Raw genomic sequence first — 21,433 nt, forward strand, 5'->3', positions numbered from 1 at the left:
CTCTCCCTGCTCTTCCTGGCAGGCGTCCTGATCATGGTCTTCATCGAATCCCCCCTCACCATGCTCGTCACCGCCATCGCCTCGGTGCTGATGGTCTTCGGCTGGTACGCCTGCCGGACCCGCATCCGCGAAATCGCCCAAACCCGCGACGGCTACACCGGAACCGCCCCCGTCATCGCCAACCCACCCGCAGAAACCTTCAGATAAAGCCCCGCACCACCCGCTACTAACGCCACAGCAGCCCAAACAGCCAAAGAAAGCCCATGACAACGGAAACCGAAGCACCCCTGACCGCATCCCACACCCCGCCCGCCGCCGTCGTGAATTCCGAGCAAGGCTCCCGGCAGGCCAGCCGCGCGGACCTGCCCCACGCCGGCGCAGGCCAGGCACTGAAATCAGCCGGGCACGTGATTGTTGATTCGCTGGTGGCCCACGGTGTGGAGCGCACCTATGTGGTTCCCGGCGAGAGCTTCCTGGACGTCTTGGACGGCCTCCATAATTCGGACATAGAAACCATCGTCTGCCGGCACGAGGGCGGCGCCTCGTACATGGCCGAGGCCGACGGAAAAATGAACCAGCGCCCGGGTATTGCGATGGTGACCCGCGGGCCCGGGGCTGCCAACGCGCATGTGGGGCTTCACACCGCCTGGCAGGACTCCACCCCCATGCTGCTGTTCGTCGGCCTGATCCCGTTTGCGCACCGGGACCGCGAGGCGTTCCAGGAGTTCGACATCAAGGCCTGGTTCGGTACGGGGGCGAAGCGGGTCATGGTCCTTGACCACGCGGAGCGGGCGTCCGAGATTGTGGCCGAGGCGATGTTCGCGGCCATGAGCGGGCGGCCTGGCCCGGTGGTGGTGGGCCTGCCGGAGGACATCATCCGGCACGAGATTGAGCCCGCGCTGCACCCAGCCATTCCGGTGGCGGCCGGCGGCATGAGCAGCACAGACGCTACCGCACTGGAGGCTGCGCTGGCGGAGTCCCGGAAGCCGCTCTTTGTCACCGGCGGCAGCGACTGGACGCAGGCCGCCGCGGACCAGCTGACGGGATGGCTGGAGCGGCACCATATCCCGGCAGCGGCTGAATGGCGGACGCAGGGCACGGTCTCCTTCGATTCCCCGTCCTATGTGGGCCCGATCGGCTACGGGCGGCCGCGCCCCACCTACGACCTGCTGGAGGAAACAGACCTGCTTGTCTTTGTGGGGACAGTGCCGGGCGACGTGATTACGGACGGGTTCGTCTGCCGGCAGGACTGGAATAAGAAGAACTTCCTGGTCACAGTGGACCCCTCACTCCGGGGCCGGTCGGGGCCTGTTTCACGGCAGATCCTGGCCAAGCCGGCGGCCTTTGTCCGCGACCTTGCGGGCCTTGACCTGCCGGTGAAGGACGAGTGGAAAACGTGGACGGACCGGATGCGGGGCGAGCAGGAGCGGTTCGCCGCACTGCCCCCGGCCGTGCCTGCAGCGGGCGCGGCCCGGATGGATACCCTGATGGCCAACCTGGTCCCCAGGCTGGCTGAGGATGCCATGGTGACCTTCGGCGCGGGCGAGCACACCAACTGGGCCCACCGCTATTTTCCCACCCGCCGCTACGCCTCCATGATCAGCGCCCGGAACGGGTCCATGGGCTACTCCGTTCCCTCGGCCATCGCGGCATCGCTGGCCGAACCCCGACGGCGGGTAGTCACCATCGCGGGGGACGGGGAGTTCCTCATGAACGGCCAGGAACTGGCCACCGCCGCCCAGTACGGGGCCACGCCGCTGGTGATCGTCATGGATAACCAGGAATACGGCACAATCCGCACCCACCAGGAGCGGCACTATCCCTCCCGCGTCTCCGGGACCCAGCTGAAGAACCCGGACTTCGGCCTGATGGCCCGCGCTTTCGGCGGTTACGGGGTCACCGTCACCGAGGACAAGGACATTCCGGCTGCACTGGACGCAGCGCTTGCCGCGATCGATGACGACGGCGTCTTCGGCCTGATCCATCTGATCGTGGAACAGCGCGTCAAGGCTTACTGAGCCGGGAGCGGACGGGGCGCGGACGACGGCGGGACATCCCGCCGTGGTCCGCTTTCCTTTCGTGGGCGGTGACGAAGGCATTGTGTATTGCGGTGAAGATCCTTGGCAGTGGCGCTGCCTAGCCGAGTCCCTGGAGGGTGGCGGAATATCTGCTGGATGCTGCGGCTTGTCGCTAGTGGGCCGCCGTCGGCTTGACGTCCCGCCGCGACACAGCGCGCGGGCCCCCTGAGCACGAGGCACTGGCGACGCGCGCGCATTCACGCAGCACACACCACGCAGCACAAACCAGAAGGAGCACCATGACTACCGGCGCAGGAACAGCAGCGGGCAACGGACGGACGGCCCTCGTCGTGGGAGCCACCGGCATCGCGGGCTCCGCCCTGGTGGACACCCTGGTTGGCGAGGGCTGGGCCGTCCTTGCCCTGTCCCGCAGGCCCGGCCCCGAGCGCACCGGCGTCAAGTGGCTCTCCGCAGACCTGACCTCGGCTGCCTCCCTGACCGCTGTGCTTGGTCCGGAGAACCCCTCGCATGTCTTTTTCACGGCGTGGTCGCGGCAGGCCACCGAGGAGGAGAACATCGCCGTCAATGCCGGCATGGTGCGTGATCTCCTCGCAGCCCTCCGTGGCAAGGACGTGGCCCACGTTGCCCTGATGACCGGCCTGAAGCACTACCTCGGACCGTTCGAAGCGTACGCCGCCGGAGAAATGCCGGACACGCCCTTCCATGAGGAGGAACCGCGCCTTCCGGTGCCGAACTTCTACTACGCGCAGGAAGACGAGCTCGGGGCAGCCGCGGCGGAGCAGGGGTTCACGTGGTCAGTGCACCGCGCGCACACTGTCATCGGTCATGCGGTGGGCAACGCCATGAACATGGGCCTCACCCTCGCGGCTCAGGCCACCCTGTGCCGGGACAGCGGGGAACCCTTCGTGTTCCCCGGATCCGAAACTCAGTGGAACGGACTGACTGACATGACGGAGGCGGGCCTGCTCGCCGAGCACATGCTCTGGGCCTCCACCACTCCGGCAGCCGCTAACGAGGCCTTCAACATCGTCAACGGCGACGTGTTCCGCTGGCGCTGGATGTGGCCCAAACTCGCAGCCTACTTCGGCGTGGAATGGGAGGGGTACCAGGGGGAGCCCCGCCCCCTCGAGCAGTCCATGGAAGGGCGGGAAGACCAGTGGCGGGAGCTTGCCGGGCGCCATAACCTCAGCGAACCGGAGCTGGACCGCGTGGCATCCTGGTGGCACACGGACGGTGACCTGGGGCGCGGCATCGAGGTGGTGACGGACATGGGCAAGAGTCGGGATGCCGGCTTCACGGGATACCGGCGGACGCTGGACGCCTTCACGGCACTCTTCGACCGCTACCGCGCCGAAAACCTGATTCCCTGACCGCAGCGCCACTACGCTCTGCGAGAACCGGCCGAATTCCTTCCTTCCGCCCCGGCCTAACTCCCAGCCAGCGGACGTAAACTGACCTTCGCATCACGTTCCGTGAGCCCCGAGTCAGGGAGCCGCTTTGCTCTGGAAACTGCTTGTTGAATACCTGCGGCCGCACCGGCAGCTGCTGATCGCCGTCGTGGTTTTCCAGCTGGCGCAGTCCATCGCGTCGCTGTACCTGCCCACCCTGAACGCGGACATCATCGACGAGGGCGTGGCCAAGGGGGACACCGGCGTCATCCTCAACCTCGGCGGCCTGATGCTGGGTATCACGCTGCTGCAGATCGTGTGCTCCATCATTGCCGTGTACTTCGGGGCGAAGGCCGCCATGGGCGTGGGCCGGGACCTGCGCGGGGCCATCTTCTCCCGGGTGGGGGAGTTCTCCGAGCAGGAAGTCACCAAGTTCGGCGCGCCCAGCCTGATCACCCGGTCCACCAACGACGTCCAGCAGGTCCAGCAGCTTGTGCTGATGTCCGCCACCATGCTGGTGACCGCGCCGATGCTGAGCATCGGCGGCGTGATTATGGCCGTCCGGCAGGACGCACAGCTGTCCTGGCTGATCGCCGTCAGCGTCCCGGTGCTGCTGATCGCCGTCGGCCTCATCATCATCCGGATGGTGCCGCTGTTCCGGAAGATGCAGAAGCGGATCGACACCGTGAACCGGGTGCTCCGCGAGCAGCTCACCGGCATCCGGGTGGTCCGCGCGTTCGTCCGGGAGGACATCGAGACCGCCCGCTTCGCCCGGGCCAACGAGGACGTCACGGACACCGCGCTGCGTGCCGGCCGGCTGATGGCGCTCGCGTTCCCCACCGTGATGCTGGTCCTGAACGTCTCGTCCGTGGCGGTGATCTGGTTCGGCTCGTTCCGGATCGAGGACGGCTCCATGCAGGTGGGCACCCTCATCGCGTTCCTGAGCTACCTGATGCAGATCCTGATGTCCGTCATGATGGCCACGTTCATGGCCGTGATGATCCCGCGCGCCTCGGTCTCCGCGGACCGGATCGGCGAGGTGCTGCACACCGAGTCGAGTGTCCGGCCGCCGAAGAATCCGCTCAGCAGTGCTGTGCGGCGCGGGGAACTGGAAATGCTCGACGCCGGATTCGCCTACCCGGGTGCCGATCAGCCCGTCCTCTCCGGGCTCAGCTTCACGGCCAGGGCAGGGCAGACGACGGCGATCATCGGCAGCACCGGCTCGGGCAAGACCACCCTGGTGAACCTCATGCCGCGGCTGTTCGATGCCACCACCGGCTCCGTGCGGATCGACGGCGTGGACGTGCGTGAGCTGCACCCGGACCTGCTCTGGGGCCACATTGGGCTGGTCCCGCAGCGGCCCTACCTGTTCAGCGGCACCGTCCGCAGCAACCTGCAGTACGGGAAACCGGACGCCACCGAGGACGAGTGCTGGGAAGCCCTGGAGATTGCTCAGGCCAAGGATTTCGTGGAGGAGATGGAAGGCGGGCTGGATGCGCCCATCTCCCAGGGCGGCACCAACGTCTCCGGCGGCCAGCGGCAGCGGCTGGCCATCGCCCGGGCCCTGGTGAAGCGGCCCGAGCTGTATATCTTTGACGACTCGTTCTCCTCCCTGGACACCGGCACCGACGCCCGGCTGCGCCAGGCCCTCAAGCGCAGCACCGCCGGCGCCACCCTGGTGATCATCGCCCAGCGCGTGTCCAGCATCGTGGACGCGGACCAGATATTAGTGCTCGACGACGGCAGGATCGTGGGGCGCGGAACGCACAGCGGGCTGCTGGCAACGTCCGAAACATACCGGGAGATCGTCTCCTCCCAGCTCGCAGCGGAGGAAACGGTATGAGCACCACGAACCGGCCGACGTCGGGCGCTTCCCACAGCGCCTCCACTAACAGCGCCGCTCCCGGCGGAACCGCACCCGGGGCCAAACCCGGCAGTGCCGACGTCGTACGCATTCCGCGTCCGGCGGGCGGACCGGGCCGCGGCGGGCCGTTCGGCGGGATGAACATTCCGGCGGAGAAGGCCATGAACTTCTGGCCGTCGGCCAAACGGCTGATGGGGAGGCTGCGGCCGGAGCGGGCGTGGCTGCTGCTGGTGCTGCTGACGGGCGTCGCGAGTGTGACGCTCTCGGTGATCGGGCCGCGGCTGCTGGGGGAGGGCACCAACCTGATTTTCGCCGGGGTGGTGTCCAAACAGCTGCCCGCCGGGGTGACCAAGGAGCAGCTGATCGCGCAGCTGCGGGCGGTGGGGGAGAACCAGAAGGCGGACATGCTCACGCCGATGGCGCTGACGCCAGGCACCGGGATCAACTTCGCGGCGCTGGGCAGCGTGCTGATGTGGGCGTTGGTGCTGTATGTGCTGGCGTCGGCGTTTATGTGGGTGCAGGCGTATGTGCTGAACGGGGTGGTGCAGCGGACGGTGTTCGGGCTGCGCGAGGAGATCGAGGGGAAGATCCACCGGCTGCCGCTGCGGTATTTCGATTCGATCCAGCGCGGCGAGCTGCTGAGCCGGGTCACCAACGATGTGGACAACATTTCCCAGAGCCTGCAGCAGTCCATCAGCCAGGCGGTCACCTCCGTGCTCACCGTGGTGGGTGTGCTGGTGATGATGGTGATCCTCTCGCCCACGCTGGCGCTGATCGCGCTGGTGACCATTCCGCTGACGCTGGGGATCACGGCGCTGATCGCCAAGCGCTCGCAGAAGCTGTTCGTGGCGCAGTGGAAGAACACCGGGGAGCTGAACGGGCAGATCGAGGAGACCTACACCGGGCATGCGCTGGTGAAGGTGTTCGGCCGGCAGCGCGAGGTGGAGGAGCGGTTCCGGCAGAAGAACGTGGAGCTGTACGAGGCGAGCTTCGGCGCGCAGTTCATTTCCGGGCTGATCATGCCGGCCATGACGTTCATCGGGAACCTGGTGTATGTGGGGATCGCGGTGGTGGGCGGCCTGCAGGTGGCGTCCGGGGCCATGCAGCTGGGCGATGTGCAGGCGTTCATTCAGTATTCGCGGCAGTTCACCATGCCGCTGGCGCAGCTGGGGTCCATGGCCAACCTGCTGCAGTCCGGGGTGGCGTCCGCCGAGCGGGTGTTCTCGCTCCTTGATGAGGACGAGCAGTCTGCTGATCCTGCTTCTTCGGGGGTTTCTGTTGACGGGGCCGGGCGGGGGCGGCTGGTGTTCGAGGATGTTTCGTTCTCGTATTCGCCGGACAAGCCGCTCATTTCTTCTTTGAGTCTGGTGGCGGAGCCGGGGCAGACGGTGGCGATTGTGGGTCCGACCGGGGCGGGGAAAACCACGCTGGTGAACCTGATGATGCGGTTCTACGAGCTGGATGCAGGGCGGATAACGCTCGACGGCGTGGACATCACCTCGGTGCCCCGGCGCGAGCTGCGCTCGCGGCTGGGCATGGTGCTGCAGGATACGTGGCTGTTCGGCGGGACCATCCGGGACAACATTGCGTACGGGCGCCCGTCGGCTACCGAAGACGAGATCCTGGAGGCTGCCCGGGCGACCTATGTGGACCGGTTCGTGCGGTCGCTGCCGGAGGGGTACGACACTGTTTTGGAGGACGAAGGTTCGAACGTGTCCGCCGGGGAGAAGCAGTTGCTGACGATCGCGCGGGCATTCCTGGCCCGGCCATCGGTACTGATCCTGGACGAGGCGACGTCTTCGGTGGATACGCGGACCGAGGTGCTGGTGCAGAAAGCGATGAGTGCACTGCGGTCGGACCGGACCTCATTTGTGATTGCGCACCGTCTGTCCACGATCCGCGACGCCGACCTCATCCTGGTGATGGAGGCCGGCCAGATCGTGGAGCAGGGCACGCACGCTTCGCTGCTGGCTGTGGGCGGGGCTTACGCGCGGTTATACGAGGCGCAGTTCGCGGCTCCGGTGGCGGAGGTTTAGGTATCGCGCAATCGCGCGTCCCGGCCCGCCCCGCGGCTGACCGCGGCGTCTACTGCAGCCAGACGCGCAAGATCCACGCGGTTGGCGGCGCCGGTCTTTCGCAACAGGTTCGAGATATGGGAGCTGACCGTCTTCTCGCTGATCATCAGGACCCGGGCAATTTCGCCGTAGGTCCTGCCGGCCACGACGTACTCCAGGATGTTCAGCTCCCGTGGTGTGAGCCCCGGGAGCCGCGCTGCAAGGGCCAGCGGTGTGGACTTGACCGGCATCAAAGGTATCCTTGCCTGGGCGGCCAGGAGCTCGAGGGCTGCCTGGACTGGCGCTGCTTCGAGTTGGGCCGCCAGCGCGTGTCCACGGTGAAGGAATTCAGCTGCACGTGGCCCGCGGTGGTGCCCGTGCAGCAGCAGGGCCTCCACAGTTCGCCTGCAGGCATAGGCTTCCTCCCAGGGCAGAAGCGCGTCCCTGAGCGCGTCGGCGGTTTTTCCCCACTGCGCTGCGCTGCCTGGCTCATTCCTCGCCCGCCCGAGCTCTGCGATGTATAGGGCGTTGAACGCCGCCACCTGGCGTTTGTAAAGTTCCGAATGCCCCATCCGTTCGTGGAGTATTTCCGGGAACCTTTCCTCGAGGCGGTGGGCTGCCGTCAGGAGTTCGGACGTGGGAAGGCCATGGTCCCTCGCCTCCTCGACCTGATCAGCCAAGGCGCGTGCGGCGACGGGCAACAGCCATTCGCACATGGTGGGAGGCGGACCGGGGCTGGTGGCGCCGGTCATGGCTGCCGAGAAGGCACGCCCGGGACGTCCGGCTGCCACATGGACTTCGGCGCGCACGGCGTCGAAGGTGAGGTTGAGGTAGCGGGAGTTTTCCTTGTATAGCTCCTCTGCCCGCTCAAGATAGACCGCAGCCTCGTCATGGCGCCCCTGCATCTGTGCCAGGCGGGCCGCCGTCAGCCTGGCATCCACGTCCCCCATCGGTCCGGGATCAAGTCTCATGGCTATCCTTAACGCCGCCCGGCATTTCCGCCACGCGCCGATGGCCAGGTAACTGGCCGCCTCGGTCCCCGCAATTTTTGCCGTATACGCATGCGGGGCTCCCTGCTGCATCAGCTCCTGCCTGGCGCGGCCCAGGAGGTCCGCGTACTCCGCGCTGGTCCACGGGCCCTGCGCATTTCCTGTCCAGTATGTTGCATGGACGAAGCCCCAGAAATCGCGGGCCCGGATTGCCTCCCGCGCGCCTTCGGCGGCCAAGCTCCGGGCAGCGGAAAACCGCTTTGCGGCGAGCTCAGCCATCGCCGCAGCAGTCAGTGCAAAGGACAAGGCACGGTGATCGCCTGCCTCGCGGGCCAGCGCGAGCGATTCGGCTGCAGCAGCCTCAGCGCCCGGCTCGCTGTGCCACATACTCGCGTGGGCGAACTCGGCCAGCGCCAGTGCATGTTGCCAGCTTCCCGGCACTGCGGCGGACAGCCTGACTGCCTCCCGGATGTCCGCCATCGGAAGAAACGCCTGCCCGGTGGAGAACTGGAGGTGCATGCGGCGCACCATAAGTTCGGAGGCTTCCAGCGGCTCCGTCACCGGGTCCAGGTGTGCGAGTAATTCCTCCGTTGCTTCAAGTTCAAGTGCCAGTGCGCCCGCATCCCGGGCTGCGGCCCGGAGCTTGTCCCAGAGATCCCGGGGCCACCCCAAAGCGTCCGGAAGGGCTGCATGCAGCCGGATCGCCCGCTGCAGGAGCCGGAGCGCATCACTGAATCCGCCTTCCGCCGCGGCCATGTCGGCGGCAGCGATCGCCCATCGCTGGGCCTCTGCAGGCCGGTCCGCCGCGGCGTAGTGATCGGCGAGCGCCACGGCATCGCCCGCGGAGGGCCCAGACCCAGTGCCCAGCCTCTGTTCATGGACGGCAGCGAACGCCGCATGCCATCGCCGCCGCTCGCCCGCATCCAGCCCCTGTTCCAGGGCTTCGGCGATGATGGGATGGTGGAACCAGTAGTTACCATCCTGGGTAACGTCCAGGAGGCCCTCCTCCACCGCTGACTGCAGGAGGGGCAGGACACCTGAAGGCCCGACGGCGGACCCGGCTATGGCGCGCAGTTCCGTACTGCTGGCCGGCCGTCCCCCGAGTGCCATGATCTGTGACAACTCACGGGCTCCGGACGATAACCCCCGCCATGAGCGCAGGACCGCGGATTTCAGATCGGGCGGAAAACCATCGGGAAGGCCCCGCGACTCGGCGGTGAGCCCCGCAACCAAGAGACGGTTGAGGTAGGGGTTCCCTGCCGAACGGGCGAAGACGTCAGTGACGAGCGACTGGTGCGGAGGTGCCCCCAGAAGTCCCCTGAGCTGTGCTTCGGTGTCGGGCCGGTCCAGAGGTTCGAGCCCATGTATATCCACCCGTGGCAGCCGCCGGACATCGGTCATCCAGCGATGGAAAGTACCTCCGGCCCGGCCTCCGTCAGTCCGCACGGTGCCGATGACGCCGAGGGGCCTGCCGCTGGGTCCTGCCACCAGGTACATCAGGACATCGAGGGTGCTTTGGTCAGCCCAGTGGAGGTCATCGATTGTCAGGATCACTGGTGAGAGCCGGCACAGCGCGGTCAGCCATTCGTCTATCAGGACAAGGACATCCGGGCGGGAATCCCCTGAGAATGCCACTGCCGGTGGCACTGGACCGGTGGTGCCGGCTTCCGCCCCGCGGAATGCAGACCGCAGTGCGAGGAACGGCACGTCCATGGACGACAAGGGCAGGGCACCGCCACGCAGGATGAGGGCGTTCGACGAGGCTGATGCGACAGCCCGTGTGACAAGCGCCGTCTTGCCGATGCCGGCGTCCCCGGTGACGATGTACGTCCTCGCTGTCCCGACGCACACGCTGTTGATGATGCCGGTGAGTTCGGTAAGGTCTGCTTCCCGTCCTACCAGTTCAGGACCGCCGGCGTTCCACACATTCGCCACAAATCCAGCTTGCCACCGCCGGGCCGCACGGGTACAGATCTGAGGGTACGCGGCCTCCTTTTAAGGGGGACTGCCGGATGTGGACGACGCACTGCCAGGCGGACAGTGGATTTGTCAGACAAACTGCTTTCGAAAGGACATGCCATGTCCGCGTCAATCAAATCATCAAACGCCTTGGGAGTCCTCCTGCCGCTGCTTCTTCTCGTGCTGGCCCCCGCTGCCTATACAGACACCGGCAGGAACGCGCCCGTCTCCTACGACGGGCCCAGCTTCGAGAATTGCCCGCTGACCAGGATCGGAACCCAGCTGGTCCGCTGTGACAACCTCACCGGCGCAGGGGTGTCGGCACCGTTCTGGATCCCCGAACAGTAGGGAACCCTGACACTCCGCATACATCGTGGCGGCACCTCATCGCCTGCAATGCCTGGACCAAGCGCTCTCACATATCCGCGCCGACGAACGAGCAGTTTTCATGACAGGCGGGCAGATCCTCGACTGGCAGCCACGACCCAGGGCTTGGTCAGCGCCATCCCGGGCTAATCGCTAAGAGGGAGGGCGACGCAGAGCAGAAATCGCATTGCCGTCGTCATCTTCCTCATAGAGACCACCGGAATCATGCCCAGGTGGGAGGTCTGCAGGTGGCGTCCGTGGCGATGCAGCTGGGTGACGTGCAGGCGTTCATCCAGTACTCGCGGCAGTTCACCATGCCGCTCGCGCAGCTGGGGTCGATGGCGAACCTGCTGCAGTCCGGGGTGGCGTCGGGGGAGAGGGTGTTCTCTTTGCTGGATGAGGAGGAGCAGTCGCCGGATCCGTCGGGTACTTCGGGCAAGGCGTCCGACGGCGGCCGAGCGGTCCGCGGCCGGCTTGAGTTTGAGGCGGTGTCCTTTGCGTTCTCGCCGGATAAGCCGCTGATTTCGTCGCTTTCTTTGGTGGCGGAGCCGGGGCAGACGGTGGCGATTGTGGGAGCGACCGGTGCGGGTAAGACCACGCTGGTGAACCTGATGATGCGGTTCTACGAGCTGGATGCGAGGCGGATATCGCTCGACGGCGTGGACGTCACCTCGGTTGCCGCGGCGCGGGCGGGGCTTATGCGCGGTTGTATGACGCGCAGTTCGCGGCTCCTGTGGCGGAGGTCTAAGGAGCGGGCGCGGCCTCTTGAGACCGCGCCCGCCGGAAAGTACGCCACTGGATGGCAGTTACGTCTCCGTATTTAATTTAGGTGTTCGTTGGCGGTAGAGCCTACGGCAGCCTTCACTGCAGCAACGAGAGAGTGGACGTCGGTCTCGGTGGTGTCCCACGAGCACATCCACCGGACTTCCCCGCGTGCCTGGTCCCAGTCATAGAAGCGGAAGGATTCCCGGACTTTCGCGGCTGCCCCCGATGGAAGGACGGCAAAGACGCCATTGGACTGAGTTGGTTGCGTCAGCGAGACGCCGTTAATGGCCGAGATTCCTTCGCTGAGACGTTGAGCCATGTCGTTGGACTGAGAGGCGGACCGCAGCCACAGGCCATCCGTGAGCAGGGCTATGAGTTGCGCAGAGACGAAACGCATCTTTGAGGCCAGTTGCATGTTCATCTTGCGCAGGTAGCTCATGCCCGGGTCGGACTGTGAGCCGAGCCAGATAACGGCTTCGCCGAACAACAGCCCGTTCTTAGTGCCGCCAAAAGACAGGACGTCCACACCGGCGTCGGTGGTGAATGCCCGCAAAGGAAGCCCGAGATGTGCTGCAGCGTTGGCCAGCCTTGCTCCGTCCAGGTGCAGTTTCATGCCCTTCGCATGGACGTGTTCAGCGATCCGTCGGATTTCGTGCGGCGTGTAGCAGGTGCCCAGTTCGGTGGTCTGGGTGATTGATACCACCAGCGGTTGTGCCCGATGCTCGTCTCCCCACCCCCAGGCTTCGGCGTCGATCAACTCCGGGGTGAGTTTGCCGTCCGGGGTGGGGACGGGGAGGAGCTTTATGCCGCCAATCCGTTCCGGGGCGCCGTTTTCGTCGGTATTGATATGCGCTGTTGCTGCGCAGATGACAGCGCCCCAGCGCGGCAGCAGGGCCTGCAGGGAGAGGACATTGGCCCCTGTTCCGTTGAAGACCGGATATGCGGTAGCAGCTGCGCCGAAGTGGGACTTGATGACCTCCTGAAGCGCTGCTGTGTAGGCATCCTCGCCGTATGCGGTGACGTGGCCTTCGTTGGCTGCCTGAACTGCTTCGATGATTTCGGGGTGAGCTCCGGCGTAGTTGTCCGAGGCGAAACCCCGGTAGGTCGGGTCGTGCAGACGCGTCGACAGTAGCTGCCGGACGCCTGCTTTGGAATCAACGCTGACGCTCATGCCTGGAGGCCCACGAGCTGGCCGGCAGTGAGGGGCAAGCGCTGCCCGTTGATCTTTTCTGCCTCTATGCAGAAGATCTGCTGAACAGCGTCGGCAAGGACACTGACATCGGTGTAGCCCGGGAATTTTCGTTGCGGCTGGGCTGCGCGCATCCGGTCATCCACCAGGGCCTTGACGACGAAGACCACGGCGGCTGAGTGCTGAGCGGAGTGGGGGCTTTCATTTCCTTCCTGCAGGTGCCGGAATCCGTCGGCTACTGCCAGGGTCCATGCCTCGGCGGCGGACTTGACGGCGGCATAGGCGGCGCCGCCTGCTGTCGGCGAGGAGGCGGACTGTGCGGACACCACGGCCAGGCGACCCGCAGGGGAGGCAGCCAAATCGTCGTAAAAAGCGCGGCTGGTGTTCCTCAGCGTGGTGAGGACGCTGGTGTGCAGGAAGTCCCAGTCTTCATCCGTCTGGCCCGTAATTCCGGTACCGCCTCGCCACCCTCCTACAAGATGGATGAGGCCGTCCACGGGACCCAGGTCGTTCCGGACAGACGCCGCCAAGTCCTCAACGGCCTGCAGGTCCGCGAGGTTGCAGGCATAGCCCGCGACGTTGTTGTACGCGGCCGCGAGCTCCTGCACCCGGTCCTCAAGGATGTCCACGGCGGCCACGCGTGCCCCTGCTTGCGAGAGGGCATGGACTACGGCGACGCCTGCGGCGCTTGTGGAACCGGCGACGACGACCGTCCGTCCCGAGAGGTCCTGGCTCATGCGCCCGCCTGGCCGTCGGTCTTCACGGGGCTCTGCCCGGTGATCCCGGCGGTTGATTCGATGACGGGGCGCATCTTTTTCTCCAATGCTTCATAGAACATCGAGAGGGGGAACTCGTCGTCAAGGATCTGGTCCGTTAGCCCCCGGGGTGGGCCGTCCAGCGGAAGCGCATCCGGTCCCTTGGCCCATACGGAGGCCGGGTGGGGGGTGAGGGTTTCCGAGACGAGCTCGTAGGCAGCGAGCCAGTGTGCGGTCTTCGGACGGTCGATTGAACGCCAGTAGAGTTCTTCGATGCGGAGACCCAGCTCGACGACCACCCCGGCGACGTCCTTCCAGTCGATGCTCAATTTTCCATCGGTCCAGTGCAGGACCCGGTGCTGGTGCATCCAGGCGAACAGCAACTGGCCGCCCACGGCGTCGTAGTTACGGACCCGGTTGCCTGTAATTGCGAAGCGGAAGATGCGGTCGAAGATCACGGCGTACTGGACCAGCTTGGCGTGCTTGCGGGCGTCTTCGGAAGCCGTTTCGTCCCGCTCGATGAGGACGGACTCGCGGAAGGCGGTCAGATCGCAGCGGAGCTCCTCCAGGGAGTACAGGAAATACGGCATCCGCTGCTTGATCATGAACGGGTCAAAGGGCAGGTCGCCGCGCATGTGGGTCCGGTCATGGATCAGGTCCCACATCACGAAGGTCTTCTCCGTGAGGTGCTGGTCGTCGATGAGTTCCGCGGCGTCAGCCGGCAGGTCCAGGGAAGTGATGTCGGCAGCAGCTTTGAGGACGCGACGGAACCGGGCAGCTTCGCGGTCCGCGAAGATGCCTCCCCACGTGAAGGAAGGGGTGCTCCGGACCGCTACGCTCTCGGGGAAGAGAACTGCGGAGTTCGTGTCATAGCCGGGCGTGAAATCGATGAAGCTGATGGGGACGAACAGCTTGTTGGAGTAGTTTGCTGCCTCCAAGTCAGCCACGAATGACGGCCAAATGACCTCGATGAGGACGGCCTCGAAGTAGCGGTTCGTGCTGCCGTTCTGCGTGTACATGGGAAACAGAACCAGATGCGGCAGCCCGTCGATGCGCCACTGCTCGGGGTGGAAGGCTACCAATGAGTCGAGAAAATCCGGTACGACGAAGCCCTCGGACGCCCACCGCTGGAAGTCCAGCACGAGCAGTTCAAGGTAGTCCGTGTCGTGGGGGAGGTGCGCGCGCAGGTCGTTGATGGAGCCCGTAATGATGCCGACATTCTGGCGGGCCTGGTCATGGTCAGCGGGTTCCGGAACGGAACCGTCCTGCACTTGAACCTGCTGCAGCCCGACGACGGCTGCCTTCAGAGCCTGCCATTCGGGGAGTGTCTTGAGGTCTTCTGCCCGGACGGTTGTCACTTCAGGAGTTGCGATTACAGACATGCTGGTTCCTTCCAAATTTGGGGATTCCTGAAGAAGCTAGCAGTGCGTAAGCATCCCTGAAGGATTATTCGGAAATGCATAAGAAATACTTTTGCTCACGGACTCCTCGTCAGTGCAATGCGTGCGTCTGACCTGGGGGTCGATGGTTTTAAGACAACCCAGGAACGGTGCATCACAATCAGCAAGCAGCGGTATCCGGACGAGTCGCGGTTCGGCCTGTGCCACGTGTGGCATCGGTCGAAGTTGCCTGCTCACTGCCTCTTGGCGCGCCATAGCAGATCATCAGGACTGCTTAGTCACTGGGCCTGAATAGATCAGCAACTGTTGTGCTCGGCGCGGATTGCCACCGCCTATGCGTAAGGATCTGGCCCGTCAGACGTGCAACATTCGTCGCGCCAAATGTCGCTTCCCTTGCCCGTGTTAGCTTGATCACCATCCTTCCCGGCCCGCGGGCTTCGGAAGGCCCAAACTCACCGCAGCTACCTTTTCGGAGGCACCATGGGACTTGGCTCCCACACGCAAGTAAGTGATCGGGCTATTGATTTCGAAGAAGAAATCAAACCCGATGGAACACAGGGGTCCTCCCTTGCGATAGCGGCAGATCGCCCTATCGACGAATCCACCAACGAACTCAAGCGCGGGCTAAACCACCGCCACCTGCAGATGATCGCCATCGGCGGTGCGATTGGTACCGGGCTGTTTGTGGCCTCGGGCAGCACCATTTCCCAGGCGGGTCCCGGCGGTGCGTTGGCCGGCTACGCGCTGGTCGGGCTGATGGTGTTCCTGTTGATGCAGTCACTGGGCGAGATGTCGGCCAAAATTCCGGTTGCCGGTTCGTTCCAGTCCTTTGCCACCCGTTTCGTCTCCCCGTCCTTTGGGTTCGCGATCGGCTGGAACTATTGGTTCAACTGGGCCATCACGGTGGCCGCAGAGCTGGTCGCGGCCGGAATCGTCGTGGACTTCTGGTTCCCGGGGGTCCCGGGATGGGTGTGGGCCGGGATCTTCCTGCTGGCACTCACCGGGCTCAACGCCCTCTCGGCGAAGGCCTTCGGTGAGTCGGAGTTCTGGCTCTCACTGATCAAAGTCAGCGCAGTGGTGCTCTTCCTGATCGCCGGTGTGCTGATGATTTTCGGCATCCTCGGGGATAACTCTCCGGGACTGAGCAACTGGGAAAACCGCGATGATGTGTTCCACGGGGGTTGGGTTTCGATCATCTCTGTCTTCATGGTTGCGGGTTTTTCCTTCCAAGGCACCGAGCTCGTAGGAGTCGCCGCCGGCGAAGCGAAGAACCCGCGCCGCGAGGTGCCGAAGGCTATCCGCACTGTCTTCTGGCGCATCATGCTTTTCTACATCGGCGCCATTTTTATCATCGGCTGCCTCATACCGTTCACCGATCCGAGCCTGCTGGCTTCCGGTGAGTCCGATATTGCATCATCACCCTTTACCCTGGTCTTCTCCCGCGCCGGAATCGCCTTCGCGGCGGCCTTGATGAACGCCGTGATCCTGACCGCAATCCTGTCCGCGGGCAACTCCGGACTATATGCCTCCACCCGGATGCTTTACGCCATGGCCCATGACGGCATGGCACCGAAGATCTTCGGCCGGACCAATTCGCGTGGTGTGCCGATCGCGGCGTTGCTCGCGACGGCGGCCGTGGGACTCTTCGGGTTCCTCTCCGCGATCGTCGGGCAGGGCGCAGCATACTCGTGGCTGCTGAACATGTCGGGCCTGTGCGGCTTCATCGTCTGGGCGGGAATCGCGGTCTCCCATTACCGTTTCAGGCGCGGCTTCCTGGCCCAGGGAAATAAAGTCAGCGACCTGCCGTACAAAGCATCCCTGTTCCCCATTGGCCCCCTGCTGGCCTTTGCCCTGCTCATACTGGTCATCGCGGGACAGAACTACGAGGCTGTGCTTGCCGGACGGTCCGTGGAGGTGCTTTCCTCCTACCTCGGGTTGCCGGTCTTCATCGTTCTATGGCTGGGTCACCGCTACGTCACCAAGTCCAAAGTTGTGCCGCTGCTCGAGATGGATCTCACGGCACCTAAGGACGTCGAGGACGAACCTATAGGCGCCACCCGGTAACCAGACGAGAAGGAGCGAAGCCGGGTGCGAACAGCACCCGGCTTCGCTCCTCCCTATCGATCAACGGCGGGTGCTGCGGCGCTCGCCCGGCAGGCACGTGAAGAAGGCTGGCTGCTGGACCGGCGCAAGCGGGACGACGAGCCATTGGCCGCCATAGAATTCCACATACGAATCCGAGGGGCACCGTGCGTAGGCTTCTTCTCGTGTCATGTTGATCAGTCTTTCTCGCTACGTCATTTGTCGCTGGGATGGGAACTGCTTTTTCCTCTTTCGCCGGAGGTGGGCTTGTCATCCATCGTCCCGTCATCGGCAGGTAGGCGAAACGCTATTTCTGGATGGTTCTAACCACCCCTTTTGGTAGGTGACCCGATTGGGCCCGACCATCCTGGTATGTAGGCGGCCGGCGGGACGGTTCCGGGCCCGTCAGGGTGGGCCGAAAGCGGGCCTGACCCGGGTGAAAAAATTGTGGTTGAGTGGGGAGCATGGCTTCCCCTATTGAGGATTATGCGTTGCTGTCGGACCTTCAGACCGGGCCACTCATAGCCCGGGATGGCAGCGTGGACTGGCTGTGTTTCCCGCGCTTCGACTCGCCGTCGGTGTTTAGCCGGATCCTGGGCACCGAAGAGCATGGCCGCTGGCTGTTGGCCCCCAGTGAAGCCGACGCTGAAGTTGTGGAATGGCGCTATATTGACTCGACCTTTGTCCTCCAAACCACTTGGAAGACCGGCAGCGGATCCGTCCTGGTCACCGACTTCATGCCGCTAGGGGACAGCGGGTAATCCCTTGTCCGCCGTATCACCGGTGTGGAAGGCAGCGTGGAGATACGCCAGGAACTTCGGATCCGGCCGGGATATTCGACGGTCCTGCCGTGGATGAGCCGGGTCCGCGACCAGGAGCCGACGGCGGCGCCGGTCCTGTTGGCCATGGCCGGTCCGGATGCTCTCGCACTGCGGGGGCCTCATCTTCCGCACGCCCACGCGCACGCCCACGAGGGGGAATTCCTCGTGTCAAAGGGCGAGCAGCTTGATTTCGAACTGACGTGGTTCCCGTCGCACCGCCCGTTGCCCGCAGCCACTGACGTTGATGTGGCCCTCGAGGAAGCCACTGACTATTGGAGCCGCTGGGGAAGTCACTGCCAGCAGGACGGCGTCTACGGGGGTGCGGTAAAGCGTTCGCTGCTGGTGTTGCGGGCCCTGACGCATTTTGAAACGGGCGGCATCGTCGCGGCACCCACCACGTCCCTCCCCGAGGATTTCGGCGGGCCGCGGAACTGGGACTACCGGTACTGCTGGCTGCGCGATGCGGCCTTGACGCTGGAATCGATGCTGACCCACGGCTACGAAACGGAGGCGCTGCAGTGGCGCAACTGGCTTCTGCGGGCCCTCGCCGGCGATCCCGAGCAGATGCAGATCATGTACGGGGTTGGGGGAGAACGGGAGCTTCCTGAACGCGAGCTGGCCCACCTCCCCGGCTACGAAGACTCCAAGCCTGTGCGGATCGGAAATGCTGCAGTATCGCAGTTCCAGGCTGACGTTGTGGGCGAAGTGATGGTGGCACTGGAACGACTGCGCATGGCCGGCGGCAAGGAAGACCATTTCTCCTGGGCCCTGCAGAAGGCGCTCCTGGGGTTCGTCGAAAAACACATCGACGACAAGGACTTCGGCCTGTGGGAGATGCGCGGCGCCGCACAGTACTTCACACACTCACGCGTGATGATGTGGGCCGCCTTCAACTGCGGGATCCGGGCCATCCAGCTCCACGGACTGCCTGGGGATGCCACAAAGTGGGAGAAGCTGCGGGACCGGTTACGGGAAGAGATCATGCGCGAGGGCTTCAACCAGGACATCAATTCCTTTACGCAGACCTATGGCGGAACGCAGACTGATGCGGCCCTGCTCGTGATGCCCCAGGTCGGCTTTCTCCCATACAACGACAAGCACATGCTCGGCACAGTCGCACGGCTGGAAGAGGAACTCCTGACCGACGACGGCCTGTTGCTGCGCTATAGCACAAAAACGGGCGTTGACGGCCTGGAACCGGGTGAACATCCTTTCCTCGCCTGCTCCTTCTGGCTTGTGGAGCAGTATGCGCGCACAGGGCGGCAGGACGACGCAAAGGCCCTGATGGACAGGCTCGTGGGCTTCGCCAACGAGCTGGGTCTGCTGAGCGAGGAGTACGCAACGGACGAGGATCGGATGGCGGGGAACTTTCCGCAGGCCTTCTCGCACCTGACGCTCGTCCGGGCAGCAGATGCCATGCACGGGGTGGACCGGCTCAGCCTGGCGGTCGACGCGCCCGATTAATGGCCCGTCGTCGGAGGGTGCCTCAGCCGGTAGCGGGGGCGGGCGGTAGGGGTGCCCACGAACGCTTTGGCGCGCAGTCGGGAACCTGGTGTACGTGGGCATCGCGGTGGTGGGAGGTCTGCAGGTGGCGTCCGGGGCGATGCAGCTGGGCGATGTGCAGGCGTTCATTCAGTATTCGCGGCAGTTCACCATGCCCTTGGCGCAGCTGGGGTCCATGGCGAACCTGCTGCAGTCCGGGGTGGCGTCTGCTGAGCGGGTGTTCTCGCTCCTTGATGAGCACGAGCAGTCGCCGGATCCGTCGGGTACTTCGGGCAAGGCGTCCGACGGCGGCCGAGCGGTCCGCGGCCGGCTTGAGTGTGAGGCGGTGTCCTTTGCGTTCTCGCCGGATAAGCCGCTGATTTCGTCGCTTTCTTTGGTGGCGGACCCGGGGCAAACGGTGGCGATTGCGGGAGCGACCGGTGCGGGCAAGACCATGCTGGTGAACCTGATGATGCGGTTCTATGAGCTGGATGCGGGGCGGATAACGCTCGACGGCGTGGATGGCACCTCGGTGCCGCGGCGTGAGCTGCGCTCTCGGCTGGGGATGGTGCTGCAGGATACGTGGCTGTTCGGCGGGACCATCCGGGACAACATTGCGTACGGGCGGCCTGCTGCTACCGAGGCGGAAATCATGGAGGCGGCGACGGCAACCTATGTGGACCGGTTCGTGCGGTCGCTGCCGGAGGGGTACGACACGGTTTTGGAGGACGAGGGTGGCAACGTGTCGGCGGGGGAGAAGCAGTTGCTGACGATTGCGCGGGCGTTCCTGGCCCGGCCGTCGGTGCTGATCCTGGACGAGGCGACTTCTTCAGTGGATACCCGTACCGAGGTGCTGGTGCAGAAGGCCATGCGGGCTTTGCGGTCGGACCGGACGTCTTTTGTGATCGCGCATCGACTGTCCACGATCCGTGACGCCGACCTCATCCTGGTGATGCAGGCCGGCCAGATCGTGGAACAGGGGACCCACGCTTCGTTGCTGGCCGCGGGAGGGCGTATGCGCGGCTGTACGAGGCGCAGTTCGCGGCTCCGGTCGCGGAGGTTTAGTGGCGCCGGCCCCGGTACCACTATGTTTATCGCGGGTTTTGTCGACGTGGTAACCGCACCGAATGCATGGTGTGGAAGAAATGCACCACTGACGTCATCAACTATTACTCAAAACTGACAGTACGGGGTCAGCCGAAACGACCGGTTGAGATTCGACTTTGGCCGTCAATCCAGTCCCAGGTGTATGTCGCAGTCTGTCTATGGTTGACCACAGTGCCGTGCTTTGGTGCAAAACGACTTCGCTTGACGGCAACTCGGGCGCCATTCAAGATGCCGTGGACCGTGGACCGTGGACCGTGGACCGTGGACCGTGGACCGTGGACCGTGGACCGTGGTGGCGTTCGGGGGCCAGCGGTCCGTGCTCCTGTGCGGCCACCAGCTCTTGTTCACACGTAGCCCCGAACAGGCGCCTTTCAGTGCGCAAAGTCCGGGTGGGCAGGTCAGCGGCCGACTCCCGCGGCCCTCCAAACCAACCTCGCCCACCTCCCGCTCGCGGCCCCACCAGCGCGCTGTCGCCGTAGTGACAGAAAGGTTAAACTTCTCGGTGGCCCCGCGCAGAGACCAGGCACTACCAACAATGCAGCTGAGCCAAAAAGGCTTTTCCGGGTGGGAATGGGACACAAGGATCTTGCACCCGGAAATTTCCTCCTATTCCGTCAGTTCAATCCTTGTCAGCAACGTACCGGGACGGTGTAGCTAGCTGTCCTGATTCTCACGGCTGACGCCGATGAGGGAAGCGTTTCGGTTGCTTCGCGAAACCTTCCAAAGGACATCAGAGTAGGTTCGTGCGTACCACGCCGCGAGCCCATGGTCCGTGAGTTGGAAATCATGCTTTATTTCGCGAGGGTCGAGCGAAGCTTTCTCTTCCAACGCTTCCAGAAAATCTCGGGGCATAGCCTTGCGGACGGTTACACCGTTGGCTTTCCGCACAAACCACCGTTCGTTCCCACCTGAATTCGATTCGACGAACCACCCGTGATTGCCTGTCATCGGTGAAGAGGGGATCTTGCGACGCCATAGCAAGTTATCGAAGTCCAAGTTGGCCTTGCGTTCGCGAAGAGCATCAATCACTTCGTCCGCATAAGACGGTTTATCCAACACGTCTTCCGAACCTGCAACAACGTCAACGCCTTCTGGGAGCGGTTCCGCAGTTGGACTGTAGGCTCGGTCCGCCGTCTGGCACGCATAAAGCCAAGAAGGCGAATGTGCCGGTTG

At 64.4% G+C, this 21,433-nt stretch carries 12 protein-coding genes and 4 pseudogenes; 10 read left to right on the top strand and 6 right to left on the bottom strand.

Translation table 11 applies throughout. From position 1 onward, the window contains the following. The 5 genes and pseudogenes from AB4Y73_RS16610 to AB4Y73_RS16630 form a co-directional block, all read left to right on the top strand. Positions 1-207: pseudogene (locus AB4Y73_RS16610) on the top strand (amino acid permease); the annotation flags it as partial. 56 nt (positions 208-263) lie between these two features. Then, a complete protein-coding gene (locus AB4Y73_RS16615) occupies positions 264-2,018 on the top strand; it encodes a thiamine pyrophosphate-dependent enzyme (protein WP_441873049.1) in 1,755 nt (584 codons plus the stop codon). Positions 2,019-2,317: 299 nt separating this feature from the next. After that, complete coding sequence (locus tag AB4Y73_RS16620; RefSeq protein WP_441873051.1) at positions 2,318-3,409, top strand: SDR family oxidoreductase; 1,092 nt, start codon at positions 2,318-2,320, stop codon at positions 3,407-3,409. A gap of 127 nt (positions 3,410-3,536) precedes the next feature. Further along, positions 3,537-5,270 carry an ABC transporter ATP-binding protein gene (locus tag AB4Y73_RS16625; RefSeq protein ID WP_441873053.1) on the top strand — a complete coding sequence of 578 codons (1,734 nt, stop codon included), beginning with the start codon at positions 3,537-3,539 and terminating at the stop codon, positions 5,268-5,270. Next, positions 5,267-7,327: an ABC transporter ATP-binding protein gene (locus AB4Y73_RS16630; RefSeq protein WP_441873055.1), complete on the top strand. Its 2,061-nt coding sequence runs from the start codon at positions 5,267-5,269 to the stop codon at positions 7,325-7,327. The genes AB4Y73_RS16625 and AB4Y73_RS16630 overlap by 4 nt, the downstream gene beginning before the upstream one ends. Here AB4Y73_RS16630 and AB4Y73_RS16635 read toward each other — a convergent pair. Continuing rightward, a complete protein-coding gene (locus tag AB4Y73_RS16635; protein WP_441873057.1) occupies positions 7,324-10,269 on the bottom strand; it encodes a helix-turn-helix transcriptional regulator in 2,946 nt (981 codons plus the stop codon). The genes AB4Y73_RS16630 and AB4Y73_RS16635 overlap by 4 nt on opposite strands. A gap of 144 nt (positions 10,270-10,413) precedes the next feature. Here AB4Y73_RS16635 and AB4Y73_RS16640 point away from each other — a divergent pair, with 144 nt between their 5' ends. Both AB4Y73_RS16640 and AB4Y73_RS16645 read left to right on the top strand, forming a co-directional pair. Beyond that, positions 10,414-10,641 carry a hypothetical protein gene (locus AB4Y73_RS16640; protein ID WP_441873059.1) on the top strand — a complete coding sequence of 76 codons (228 nt, stop codon included), beginning with the start codon at positions 10,414-10,416 and terminating at the stop codon, positions 10,639-10,641. A gap of 245 nt (positions 10,642-10,886) precedes the next feature. Beyond that, a pseudogene (locus AB4Y73_RS16645) lies at positions 10,887-11,336 on the top strand (ATP-binding cassette domain-containing protein); the annotation flags it as partial. 143 nt (positions 11,337-11,479) lie between these two features. On the opposite strand, the gene AB4Y73_RS16650 reads toward AB4Y73_RS16645, so the two are convergent. Genes AB4Y73_RS16650 through AB4Y73_RS16660 form a run of 3 tightly spaced genes read right to left on the bottom strand, consistent with a single transcriptional unit; the run spans position 11,480 to position 14,750 of the window. Further along, positions 11,480-12,595, bottom strand: a complete 1,116-nt coding sequence (locus tag AB4Y73_RS16650) for a threonine aldolase family protein (RefSeq protein ID WP_441873061.1) — start codon at positions 12,593-12,595, stop codon at positions 11,480-11,482. After that, on the bottom strand, positions 12,592-13,350 hold the full coding sequence (locus AB4Y73_RS16655) for an SDR family NAD(P)-dependent oxidoreductase (protein WP_441873063.1): 759 nt from the start codon (positions 13,348-13,350) through the stop codon (positions 12,592-12,594). The genes AB4Y73_RS16650 and AB4Y73_RS16655 overlap by 4 nt, the downstream gene beginning before the upstream one ends. Continuing rightward, a complete protein-coding gene (locus AB4Y73_RS16660) occupies positions 13,347-14,750 on the bottom strand; it encodes a DUF6421 family protein (protein ID WP_441873066.1) in 1,404 nt (467 codons plus the stop codon). The genes AB4Y73_RS16655 and AB4Y73_RS16660 overlap by 4 nt, the downstream gene beginning before the upstream one ends. Before the next feature lie 498 nt (positions 14,751-15,248). Between AB4Y73_RS16660 and AB4Y73_RS16665 the strand changes: the two genes are divergently transcribed. Continuing rightward, entirely contained in the window at positions 15,249-16,832 is a 1,584-nt protein-coding gene (locus tag AB4Y73_RS16665) for an amino acid permease (RefSeq protein WP_441873068.1), read from the top strand. 60 nt (positions 16,833-16,892) lie between these two features. Here the strand turns inward: AB4Y73_RS16665 and AB4Y73_RS16670 are convergent, their stop codons facing one another. Continuing rightward, positions 16,893-17,042, bottom strand: coding sequence for a hypothetical protein (locus tag AB4Y73_RS16670; RefSeq protein WP_441873070.1), 150 nt, complete (start codon positions 17,040-17,042; stop codon positions 16,893-16,895). Positions 17,043-17,314: 272 nt separating this feature from the next. On the opposite strand from AB4Y73_RS16670, the pseudogene AB4Y73_RS16675 reads away from it, so the two are divergent. Together AB4Y73_RS16675 and AB4Y73_RS16680 are read left to right on the top strand one after the other, a co-directional pair. After that, positions 17,315-19,135, top strand: a pseudogene (locus tag AB4Y73_RS16675) (glycoside hydrolase family 15 protein). A gap of 76 nt (positions 19,136-19,211) precedes the next feature. Then, a pseudogene (locus AB4Y73_RS16680) lies at positions 19,212-20,218 on the top strand (ABC transporter ATP-binding protein); the annotation flags it as partial. A gap of 696 nt (positions 20,219-20,914) precedes the next feature. On the opposite strand, the gene AB4Y73_RS16685 reads toward AB4Y73_RS16680, so the two are convergent. After that, positions 20,915-21,319 carry a hypothetical protein gene (locus tag AB4Y73_RS16685; RefSeq protein ID WP_441873072.1) on the bottom strand — a complete coding sequence of 135 codons (405 nt, stop codon included), beginning with the start codon at positions 21,317-21,319 and terminating at the stop codon, positions 20,915-20,917. Positions 21,320-21,433: the final 114 nt, after the last annotated feature.

It is taken from the genome of Pseudarthrobacter sp. TAF60_1, assembly GCF_052113505.1.
Lineage (GTDB): Bacteria > Actinomycetota > Actinomycetes > Actinomycetales > Micrococcaceae > Arthrobacter.

Bases quoted from the DNA above. Each gene is read 5' to 3' on its own strand.
- AB4Y73_RS16670 (WP_441873070.1), bottom strand. From the start codon at position 17,042: ATGACACGAGAAGAAGCCTACGCACGGTGCCCCTCGGATTCGTATGTG.
- AB4Y73_RS16660 (WP_441873066.1), bottom strand. From the start codon at position 14,750: ATGTCTGTAATCGCAACTCCTGAAGTGACAACCGTCCGGGCAGAAGAC.
- AB4Y73_RS16665 (WP_441873068.1), top strand. From the start codon at position 15,249: ATGGGACTTGGCTCCCACACGCAAGTAAGTGATCGGGCTATTGATTTC.
- AB4Y73_RS16640 (WP_441873059.1), top strand. From the start codon at position 10,414: ATGTCCGCGTCAATCAAATCATCAAACGCCTTGGGAGTCCTCCTGCCG.
- AB4Y73_RS16620 (WP_441873051.1), top strand. From the start codon at position 2,318: ATGACTACCGGCGCAGGAACAGCAGCGGGCAACGGACGGACGGCCCTC.
- AB4Y73_RS16655 (WP_441873063.1), bottom strand. From the start codon at position 13,350: ATGAGCCAGGACCTCTCGGGACGGACGGTCGTCGTCGCCGGTTCCACA.
- AB4Y73_RS16615 (WP_441873049.1), top strand. From the start codon at position 264: ATGACAACGGAAACCGAAGCACCCCTGACCGCATCCCACACCCCGCCC.
- AB4Y73_RS16630 (WP_441873055.1), top strand. From the start codon at position 5,267: ATGAGCACCACGAACCGGCCGACGTCGGGCGCTTCCCACAGCGCCTCC.
- AB4Y73_RS16650 (WP_441873061.1), bottom strand. From the start codon at position 12,595: ATGAGCGTCAGCGTTGATTCCAAAGCAGGCGTCCGGCAGCTACTGTCG.